Annotated in this window: 8 protein-coding genes; 4 read left to right on the forward strand and 4 right to left on the reverse strand. The window is 53.4% G+C overall.

The annotated features are described in order from the left end of the window. Positions 1-193: 193 nt before the first annotated feature. The gene (locus KQJ19_RS20010; protein WP_016157705.1) at positions 194-952 is read right to left on the reverse strand and encodes an SDR family oxidoreductase; all 759 of its coding nucleotides are present in this window, start codon (positions 950-952) and stop codon (positions 194-196) included. Positions 953-1071: 119 nt separating this feature from the next. On the opposite strand from KQJ19_RS20010, the gene KQJ19_RS20015 reads away from it, so the two are divergent. The 3 genes from KQJ19_RS20015 (at position 1072) to KQJ19_RS20025 (ending at position 4664) form a co-directional block, all read left to right on the forward strand. Beyond that, entirely contained in the window at positions 1072-1971 is a 900-nt protein-coding gene (locus tag KQJ19_RS20015) for a LysR family transcriptional regulator (RefSeq protein WP_216404042.1), read from the forward strand. Positions 1972-2018: 47 nt separating this feature from the next. Continuing rightward, positions 2019-3047, forward strand: a complete 1029-nt coding sequence (yhjD, locus tag KQJ19_RS20020) for an inner membrane protein YhjD (RefSeq protein WP_016154892.1) — start codon at positions 2019-2021, stop codon at positions 3045-3047. Between the two features lie 294 nt (positions 3048-3341). Beyond that, positions 3342-4664 carry an MFS transporter gene (locus KQJ19_RS20025; RefSeq protein ID WP_003023312.1) on the forward strand — a complete coding sequence of 441 codons (1323 nt, stop codon included), beginning with the start codon at positions 3342-3344 and terminating at the stop codon, positions 4662-4664. A 93-nt stretch (positions 4665-4757) separates the two neighbouring features. Here KQJ19_RS20025 and KQJ19_RS20030 read toward each other — a convergent pair whose 3' ends face one another. Together KQJ19_RS20030 and pdeH are read right to left on the reverse strand one after the other, a co-directional pair. Beyond that, a complete protein-coding gene (locus tag KQJ19_RS20030) occupies positions 4758-6818 on the reverse strand; it encodes an AsmA family protein (protein ID WP_216404043.1) in 2061 nt (686 codons plus the stop codon). A gap of 77 nt (positions 6819-6895) precedes the next feature. Then, positions 6896-7663, reverse strand: coding sequence for a cyclic-guanylate-specific phosphodiesterase (pdeH, locus tag KQJ19_RS20035; protein WP_047415877.1), 768 nt, complete (start codon positions 7661-7663; stop codon positions 6896-6898). Between the two features lie 230 nt (positions 7664-7893). On the opposite strand from pdeH, the gene KQJ19_RS20040 reads away from it, so the two are divergent. After that, complete coding sequence (locus KQJ19_RS20040; protein WP_047358201.1) at positions 7894-8823, forward strand: sugar kinase; 930 nt, start codon at positions 7894-7896, stop codon at positions 8821-8823. A 64-nt stretch (positions 8824-8887) separates the two neighbouring features. On the opposite strand, the gene KQJ19_RS20045 is transcribed toward KQJ19_RS20040, so the two are convergent. Next, on the reverse strand, positions 8888-9994 hold a 1107-nt coding region (locus tag KQJ19_RS20045), incomplete at its 5' end, for a pitrilysin family protein (RefSeq protein WP_216404044.1).

The following is a 9994-nucleotide window of genomic DNA, read 5'->3' on the forward strand; positions in this document are numbered from 1 at the left end:
CATGGTTTCTGATGCAACAAATCCACTCCCGAAGAAGAATGAACTCTTCAGAACGTTTATCCCCGCTCTCTTTCAGCACCGCGATCGCGGTATCAGATTCCAAATAATACCGGCTAACGCCAACAGCTATATTTTGACTTCTGATGGCGCGCCAGTTTTCTATTGCTCAAAAAGTTAAGTAAGAGGCTGTCGATTACAGGAACATCCCGCCAGAGACTTCGATACGCTGTGCCGTCATCCAGGCCAGCTCATCGCTGAGCAACGCAGCAATGGCGTCGCCAATATCGTCCGGTAACCCAACACGCCCCAGCGCCGTCTGCGATGCAATGTAGGCATTCAATTGCGCATTATCCCGCACGTTTCCGCCGCTAAAATCCGTCTCGATTGCCCCAGGCGCAATAATATTCGCCGTAATGCCGCGTTCTCCCAGCTCCTTCGCCTGGTAACGGGTTAACACCTCCATCGCCCCTTTCATAGCAGCGTAAGCGCTGTAACCCGGTAGCGCAAAGCGCGACAATCCGGTCGAGACATTAAGAATGCGTCCGCCGTTGTTGATCAGCGCCAGCAGGTTCTGTGTCAGGAAAAAAGGTCCTTTAAAATGGATGTCCAAAAGCTGGTCAAATTGCGCTTCAGTGAACGCCGGATAAGGCGCGTTAATGCCAACCCCGGCATTGTTCAATAAATAATCAAAGGTGTCGCTTTGCCAGTGCGTTTGTAGGGTTTCCTGCACCTGTTTGACAAACTGAGGGAAAGTGGAAATATTTCCGACGTTCAACGGTAATGCTGCAGCTTTACCGCCAGATTGGCGAATTTCATCCACAACCTGCTGCGCTTCTTTTTCATTGCTGTTCCACGTCAGGATGACACCAATGCCTTTACTCGCCAGCTTTAGCGCCGCGTTTTTACCGAGTCCACGACCGCCGCCGGTCACCAATGCGATACGTTGCGTCATAAGAAACCTCATTTCAGGTGTTGTGAAGATTGAGACAAAGCTTATTAGGTGGTAGAAAAACAATAAATACCGCTTACTGCGCATTACTGTTTCATTTAGAACAACAATAGGGCATGAGAATGGATAAAATTCACGCAATGCAGTTGTTCATCCGCGTCGCAGAACTGGAGAGCTTTTCGCGCGCGGCAGACACCCTCGGACTTCCTAAAGGTAGCGTATCGCGTCAAATTCAGGCCCTGGAAAATCACCTGGGCACACAGTTGTTGCACCGCACAACCCGCCGCGTTCAGCTCACGCAAGACGGCATGATCTATTACGAACGAGCGAAAGATTTGTTGAGCAATCTCGATGAACTGGATGGGCTATTCCATCACGACCCGACCAGCATCAGCGGCAAGCTGCGCGTCGATATGCCGGTTGGTGTGGCGAGAAATCTGGTGATGCCCCGTTTACCGGCCTTCTTGCATCAGTATCCGGGGCTTGAGCTCGAACTTAGCAGCAGCGACCGCCTGGTGGACTTGATCCGCGAAGGCTTCGACTGTGTGGTACGCGTGGGAACGCTGAAAGATTCAGGGCTGATTGCGCGCCCGCTGGGGAAACTCACGCAGATTAACTGCGCCAGCCCGCAATACCTCGCCCGCTTTGGTTATCCGGAAAGCCTGGAGGATTTAGCCTCGCATGCGGTGGTGCACTACTCAGTCAATTTGGGAACGCGTGCGCAAGGCTTTGAAGTGGCGACAGACAACGGTGCTAAATGGGTTAAAACCGGCGGCATGCTGACGGTGAACAGTACCGAAACGTATCATGCGGCATGTCTTGCCGGTCTGGGCATTATTCAGGTACCGCGCGTGGGCGTGCGTGATGCCCTGCGCGCCGGTACGCTGATTGAAGTATTGCCGCAATATCGCGCCGAACCATTACCGGTTTCATTGCTCTATCCGCATCGCCGTAACCTCTCCCGCCGCGTACATCTGTTTATAGAATGGCTGACCGGCGTGATGAAAGACTATGTGGACTGACAAGCTATACTGTCCTGAGAATGAACAGAACAAGGATTACTGCCCTGATGACGCAGGAAAAAGAGATTAAACGCCCCATTCAGGAACTTGAGCACGCACCAATCCCAAAAATTGAGACCCTGGAGCGTAAAAATACAGAAACCAACGGTAAGACCAACCAGGCGCTGAAAACCGCCCTGACCTTCGCCGATAAAATTCAACGCCAGCCCATGATTGCCCATCTGATTCGCGCCGCGGAGAGATTTAACGATCGTATGGGAAATCAGTTTGGCGCCGCCATTACCTACTTCTCGTTTCTGTCGATGATCCCTATCCTGATGGTGTCGTTTGCCGCCGCGGGTTTTATTCTCGCTTCGCACCCTACGCTGTTGCAGGATATCTTCAGCAAAATCCTGCTCAACGTCAGCGATCCGACGCTCGCCTCCACGCTGAAAAACACCATCAATACCGCCGTTCAGCAACGCACCACCGTCGGTCTGGTGGGTCTTGCCATCGCGCTCTATTCCGGAATTAACTGGATGGGAAACCTGCGCGAAGCTATTCGTGCCCAGTCGCGGGATGTCTGGGAGCGGACCCCACAGGATCAGGAAAAAATTTGGGTCAAATATCTGCGTGATTTTGTCTCATTGATTGGCTTACTGATTGCGCTGATTGTTACGCTGTCCATTACCTCCATCGCCGGTTCCGCCCAGCAGATGATTATCTCTGCGCTGTATCTCGACGGCATCGAATGGCTGAAGCCCGCCTGGCGGCTGATCGGCCTGACCATCTCTATTTTCGCCAACTACTTGCTGTTCTTCTGGATTTTCTGGCGGCTACCGCGTCACCGACCGCGCAAAAAAGCGCTCATTCGCGGCACGTTTATCGCGGCACTGGGGTTTGAAGTCATCAAAATGATCATGACGTACACGCTGCCATCACTGGTGCAATCGCCGTCAGGCGCGGCGTTTGGTTCCGTACTTGGACTGATGGCGTTCTTCTACTTCTTCGCCCGTCTGACTCTGTTTTGCGCTGCCTGGATTGCCACAGCGGAGTACAAAGACGACCCGCGTATGCCGGGGAAAACCCACCGCTAATCTTTGTTAACTGCCGGATAACGCTACGCTTATCCGGCCAACCCAATGCTTACGTCGAAATTCTGCGCATTATCAGAATTAAAATCCAGCCCGTAACTTTTGTTTAACCAAAAACCAGTTTTATCATCCAAGTTTTAAATTATGTGAAGCATTTCATGGAAGTGAAATCTCCAGCCTAAAAATTATCCCCTTTTTGCTCTATTTTTGACCGATCGCAAGGTTTGTTACAGATTGAAATGTCTCTTTTGCTGTGCGTAATATGACCTTTCGTTCGACCAAAAATAAGAAAATATTATGCAAGCAACAGCCACAACGCTCGACAACGAACAGGAACACACCCCGGTCAACTCGCGCAATAAAGTCGTCGTCGCCTCACTCATTGGCACTGCCATTGAGTTCTTCGACTTCTATATCTACGCCACCGCCGCGGTGATCGTGTTCCCCCATATCTTCTTCCCGCAGGGGGATCCGACCGCGGCAACGCTGCAGTCCCTTGCCACCTTTGCTATCGCCTTTGTGGCACGGCCTATCGGTTCTGCTGTGTTCGGGCATTTTGGCGATCGCGTAGGGCGTAAAGTCACGCTGGTTGCCTCACTGCTCACTATGGGGATCTCGACGGTTGTCATTGGCCTGCTGCCGGGCTATGAAACTATAGGTATTTTCGCCCCGCTGCTGCTGGCGCTGGCGCGTTTTGGTCAGGGTTTAGGACTGGGCGGTGAATGGGGCGGCGCGGCGTTACTGGCGACGGAAAACGCACCGCCGCGTAAACGCGCGCTGTACGGATCATTCCCGCAGTTGGGCGCACCTATCGGCTTCTTCTTCGCCAACGGCACTTTCCTGCTGCTCTCCTGGCTGCTGACCGACGAGCAGTTTATGAGCTGGGGCTGGCGCGTACCGTTCATCTTCTCTGCGGTGCTGGTGATTATCGGTCTGTACGTTCGCGTTTCGCTGCATGAATCCCCGGTCTTTGCCAAAGTGGCTGCGGCGAAAAAACAGGTGAAAATCCCGCTGGGTACCCTGCTGACAAAACATGTCCGCGTGACGATCCTCGGCACGTTCATCATGCTGGCGACCTATACGCTGTTCTATATCATGACCGTCTATTCCATGACGTTCAGCACCGCCGCGGCGCCTGTAGGGCTTGGCCTGCCGCGTAATGAAGTGTTGTGGATGCTGATGATGGCGGTTATTGGCTTTGGCGTCATGGTGCCGGTGGCGGGCCTGCTGGCCGATGCGTTTGGTCGTCGCAAGAGCATGCTCATCATCACCACGCTTATTATTCTGTTTGCGCTGTTTGCCTTTAAACCGCTGCTCGGCTCTGGCAATCCGGTGCTGGTGTTCGCCTTCCTGTTGCTTGGTTTGAGCCTGATGGGTTTGACATTTGGTCCGATGGGCGCGCTACTGCCGGAGCTGTTCCCGACCGAAGTGCGCTACACGGGGGCGTCGTTCTCGTACAACGTTTCGTCGATTCTTGGTGCTTCCGTTGCCCCTTACATTGCCGCATGGCTGCAGGCGAATTACGGCCTGGCGGCGGTCGGTACGTATCTGGCATCAATGGCGGCGTTAACGCTGATTGCGCTGCTGTTAACCCACGAAACCCGCCATCAGTCATTGTGATTTTTTGGCTGTAACCACCGTCTGCGGCCTACGTTGAGCATGAAATGTAGGCCGCAGAAGTGAAGCGTTAGCGCCATCCGACAACGGCAAAAATCACTTCTTCATTTGCGACAAAATGGTCCGGCATTGATTAGCGTCCCCTTCAGAAGGTGAAATCAGCGCCAGCAAGGCCGCCGCGGGCGTCACCAACGTTGCCAGCGCGGCAGCAACCGCACCGCGCGCAATCAGCGGCCCGGCCTTCACGCCGGCCTGCGGATTCTTAAAGGTGCCGCGAACATACAGCGGCGAACGCAGGGTAATAATACGAATGCCTTTGCTCTCCGGATCGATGGTTAAATCCAGTTGCTCCGACGCAAAACTCGCCGTACCAGTGACATTAATGACCGCGTTTTCCGTGTCGAAGGCAAAAATCTGCGGGCGGGCTACGCCGTTAACAATATCCAGATTCGCCGCCGCGCAGTTTACCCGTACCTCGTCATCACCAAATATCTGTCCAACAAGATAGTTGCCCAGATTCAAGCCAACAATTTCCATCAGATTCCGGCTGATCAAACCGTCGTTCATCAGCAGCTTCAGGTTGCCATTGCTGTTACCAAGCAGCGCCGCTACCGAGTTTCCGCTCCCGCTAAACCTGGCGTCACCGTTCATTTCACCGAGCGTTTTCTGCATCAGCTCCACATCCGGCATCAGCGCTTTTAGCTTCAGGCGGCGAGCCTGGATGTCCGCCTGCCCCCGCATCGGCTTTTTATCTCCTTCCAGATGGATGCTGGAGACAATGCTGCCTCCCGCGAGGCCAAATTTCAGCGGCTGCAGGCGCAGGTCGGCATTTTTCAGGATGATATGGGTGGAGAGATCGCTGATCGGCAGACTGCTGCCGTGCTCAATACGCCGTCCTTTGAAACGTACGTCAGCGTCCATCACGTTCCATTTGTCGGTTTCAAAACGGTCATACGGCAAGACCTTGTCCGCGGGCTGGACGCTCTTCTCACCTTTGCGCTGTTCAGATTGTTTGGCCCGCTCCGCCCCTTTGCCTGAATCCACACCGATCAGCGGCCCCAAATCAGCCAACCTCAGTTGGCGTGACTCAACATCCCCTTTCAGCATTGGGCGCGGCTTGCCGGTGGTATAGGCCAGCGTTCCGTGAATATCACTGTCGCCAATTCGGCCATTAAAATCGCGGTAATCAAAAACAGAGGATTTTTCCGGGTCAATTTTCGCGACCAGATGTCCGTCGGTTTCAAACGGCGGCGTATCCGGGAGCAGCACGCCGGTCAAATCGTACAAATCCCCTAGCGAATCTCCCGAGAATTTAAGCCGCAGATCCGCCCCGCCCATATTCATCGGATCGTTTATCGTACCCATAAACGCCACACGCGTATTACCCGAACGGAAATCAGCCTGAATCGGGAAAGGAGTTCCTTCACCGCGCAGCGCCAGCATTCCGCCTATTTTCCCGCTACCGCTTAGCGGTTCGCCGTTATATCGGCCTTGCGCTTTCAGACCAAACACGTAGTCCTCAATGTGGGCGTTGCTCTCTTTACTTTTTGCGCCAGTCACTTCGCTAAAGGGCAACGGCTTACCCAGCGGATCGACCAGGATCTCAATCTCTGACTTCGTCACCTTATCGTTAATGGCGATGCGCCCTTGGTCGAACAGAATGTTATCCAGCCGGAAGGACCAGGCTGATGGCGGCGCATTGGGATCGCGGTTTTCATCCCCTGCCAAGTTAAAGGTCCAGTTATTGTTTTTCTCCGACAGGCGGATAAGCCGCGCATCGGGTTTTACCAGCTTGATCCACGGGAGCCAGACGGTTTTTGTCAGCAATGCCAGTGGGGCGAGCGTGGCTTCAACGCGCGGGAGATGCACCATGGTGACGTCAGGAATGTCCGGCGGGTTGCCGAGGATGATATCCTGAGCATGAACATGCGGCCACGGAACCCAGCTACGCCAGCCGGTTTCCTGTTTTTGGCGTTCCCAAACCACGCCCAGGTCACCCCGTATGGCGAAGGGACGGTTGAGTTCTGTAGAGACTTTCTGGTTGATGGTCGGTTTGAGCCGGTTCCAGTCAAATGTCGCAATCACGATGATGAGTACGACGATCAACAACAAGAAAACCCCTATTACTGAAGTGGTTATTTTGCCTGTTCTCGTCATGTTTAACCTCCTTACTTTCTTCCTTGCCTGTCCTAAAGATAGTCCAGCAGAGGAAAAGGAGGCGCTCTACATCCTTATCAAAGCGACAGAATTACGTCTTCAAGGGTATCCAGAGGCACTGGACGAGAGAGAAAATAGCCTTGCGCAGCGAAAGCCGGTGAGTTTTGTACATCACGCCACTCTTCCAGCGTTTCAACGCCTTCGACAATCACACCGCGGCAATAGCGGTTCATCAGCTGTAACAGCAGCGTAAAGAGATTGCGGCCCTCCGGCGTCTGGCGCAGCATGACAAACAGATCCCGCGCCACTTTGATATAGTCGTAACTCACTTCGCTCAGAGCCGAGAAGTTTGCCATTCCGGTACCAAAATCATCCAGCCAGAGCGGGCCAAACTCGCACATTGAGGCGAACGACGACCCCTTCGGCAAGCGGATATGTTCCACCAGTTCAAAGCGCAGCCACGGCAAACATTCGATGATTTTCAGGATTTCGGGATCCTGGCGCATTGCAATCAGCGTTGGCCCGTCGACATTCACGGATGCCAGCAGATCGTTGGCTTTGAAAAACGCCCCTTTTTGTTCAAGCTGTACAAGCTGCTCTTTCACCACATCTACACGATGTCGTACGGCCACTTCGGCGAAATAGCGGTCTGGCGCGATACGTTGGGAGGGGTTTTCAGGATGGCTCACGACGGTCAGCAGCTCAACGGCCATCAGCCGCCCGTTGGTCTGATAAATCGGCTGGTAGGTGTAAGCACGCTCGCACTGCAGCCAATAGCGTCTCTCCTGCAAGTTTTCAATACTCGCATCGAGCGTAATTAGCTGCTGGGTAACCTGCTTTATCATCTGAGATGTCCTGTAAATAAGAGTGTGACTGACCGGACTCGTCAAAGGTTATCGGCGCTCAGGCGAAGAACTTTACGTTCAGCCCTACGCAAAATAGAAACTAAGCGGCAAAAAACGACGCAGAATACGTGCTGGCTCAAAAAAATAATGGAACGATGTTTTAATATAGTTGACCACTTAACACCCACAGCGCACACTAACGCTAATTTTTTTCAGAGCAGGTTACGACTATGTCCAGAAAGATTGCCGTGATTGGCGAATGCATGATTGAGCTGTCACAGAAAGGCGCTGACGTTCAGCGCGGATTCGGTGGCGACACGTTGAATACATCCGTTTATATCGCCCGTCAGGTCGATGCTGCGGCACTTTCCGTACACTATGTGACTGCGCTGGGTACCGACAGTTTTAGCCAACAAATGCTGGAATCCTGGCAGAGCGAAAATGTGGATACCTCATTAACCCAACGCATGGAAAACCGTCTGCCGGGCCTCTATTACATTGAAACCGATAGCACCGGCGAGCGCACCTTCTATTACTGGCGTAATGAAGCCGCCGCAAAATTCTGGCTTGAGAGCGAACAGTCCGCCGCTATTTGCGAAGAACTGGCGACATTTGACTATCTGTATCTGAGCGGAATCAGCCTGGCTATTTTAAGCCCGGCAAGTCGTGACAAGCTACTGTCGCTGCTGCAAGAATGCCGCGCCAACGGTGGAAAGGTCATTTTTGACAATAACTACCGCCCACGTCTGTGGAGCAGTAAAGAAGAGACCCAGCAGGTGTATCAGCAAATGCTGGAATGCACCGATATCGCGTTTCTGACGCTGGATGATGAAGACGCGCTGTGGGGTGAAAAACCGGTTGCCGAGGTGATTGCCCGTACTCACGCGGCTGGCGTACAGGAAGTGGTTGTGAAACGCGGTGCAGACTCTTGCCTGGTTTCCATCGCAGGCGAAGAACTCATCGACGTCCCGGCCGTAAAACTATCGAAAGAGAAGGTTATCGATACAACCGCTGCGGGAGACTCCTTCAGCGCCGGGTATCTGGCGGTACGTCTGACCGGTGGCGATGCCGCTGATGCCGCAAAACGCGGCCACCTGACGGCAAGCACCGTTATTCAGCATCGCGGGGCGATTATTCCTCGCGACGCCATGCCGCAGTAATCTGGCGTTCTGGCAGGCCGGATTAGACGTTAACGTCGCGTCCGGCCTGCAGGTCACGATTCCCTTATTGCACCGGCGGGATGTCCGTCACTTCAGAATGTGATTCATCCGTTTCTACCGACGTTGCCGCGGCGGTAACCGGCGCCATAATGCTATCCCACGTCGCCTGCAGATCCTTCATATTGAATTCAGGCTCACCCTTCGGCTGCAACAGAATTAACGCCATATCTTGCGACAGTTGCTGACGCAGGTCCTGATTCAGCATCTCAACACTCAGGTTGTTCAGGAAGCTCTGACGTAAACGCTGATACTGTTCAGGCGCAATATCCACGACCTGGTTTTGCAGCGAGCGCAAACGCTGGCTGATCAAAATATCGGTATCGGTGCGACCATAGGTGGCAAACAGCTTCTGCAGTTCCAGATTCTTTTGCGCCACCAGCGCATTAAACTCTTCTTCCGGCAGCCCCTTATCGCGCACTTTGGCCAGCTCACGCGCAACCGTGCTGAGGTTCGCGTTCAGCTTACCGTTCGGTGATTCAACGTTAATGGCACATTGCGCGCGCAGGAACAGCACCCGACAGTCAAAGCCAAGGCCAATGTCTTTGGCATTGTTTTTGGTGAGCTCCTGCTGAATGTGCCAGAACAACGCTTCACGGGCTAAATCAGCGCGCCAGTAACGTAACAGCGCGGCAGATTCACGGATCGGCTGCCACGGCGTATCCCACATAATAGACAGGCGATCCTGACGTACCGCATCGGTCATTATGCTTACGGCCTCTGCACGCAGCGGAGAGAGCGTGGGTACCGGCGCAGGCGTTTCGCGTTTACCTTTTAATTCGCCAAAGGTTTTATTGATTTGATCAGCCACGCTGCGCGCATCTACGTTACCGACGATAATCAGCGTCATCGCATCCGGGGTATACCATTTCTGGTAGAAGGACTGGATTTTCGTCGCATCAACAGGCGTTTTCAGCGGATCGGCAGGATCGTGACCCAGCAGCGTCGATCCCTTCAGACGATAGCGCCACCATCCCTCTTTGGTATCTGACGGCCAGGTTGCAACCATATCTTCGCTACTCAGCGCATGATTGACCGATTCAGGGGTGATGCTCAGATTACCGGAAATATTCGCCAGATAAGAAAGTGACTCTTTCAGCAGATCGTTGCGGCT

Origin of the sequence: Citrobacter sp. S46_ASV_140 (assembly GCF_018919545.1) — a bacterium.
GTDB lineage: Bacteria > Pseudomonadota > Gammaproteobacteria > Enterobacterales > Enterobacteriaceae > Citrobacter > Citrobacter braakii.

What these genes read in the sequence shown, in the direction of transcription:
- KQJ19_RS20025 (WP_003023312.1), top strand. Translation starts at nt 3,342, where the DNA reads ATGCAAGCAACAGCCACAACGCTCGACAACGAACAGGAACACACCCCG.
- KQJ19_RS20010 (WP_016157705.1), bottom strand. Translation starts at nt 952, where the DNA reads ATGACGCAACGTATCGCATTGGTGACCGGCGGCGGTCGTGGACTCGGT.
- KQJ19_RS20015 (WP_216404042.1), top strand. Translation starts at nt 1,072, where the DNA reads ATGGATAAAATTCACGCAATGCAGTTGTTCATCCGCGTCGCAGAACTG.
- pdeH (WP_047415877.1), bottom strand. Translation starts at nt 7,663, where the DNA reads ATGATAAAGCAGGTTACCCAGCAGCTAATTACGCTCGATGCGAGTATT.
- KQJ19_RS20040 (WP_047358201.1), top strand. Translation starts at nt 7,894, where the DNA reads ATGTCCAGAAAGATTGCCGTGATTGGCGAATGCATGATTGAGCTGTCA.
- KQJ19_RS20030 (WP_216404043.1), bottom strand. Translation starts at nt 6,818, where the DNA reads ATGACGAGAACAGGCAAAATAACCACTTCAGTAATAGGGGTTTTCTTG.
- yhjD (WP_016154892.1), top strand. Translation starts at nt 2,019, where the DNA reads ATGACGCAGGAAAAAGAGATTAAACGCCCCATTCAGGAACTTGAGCAC.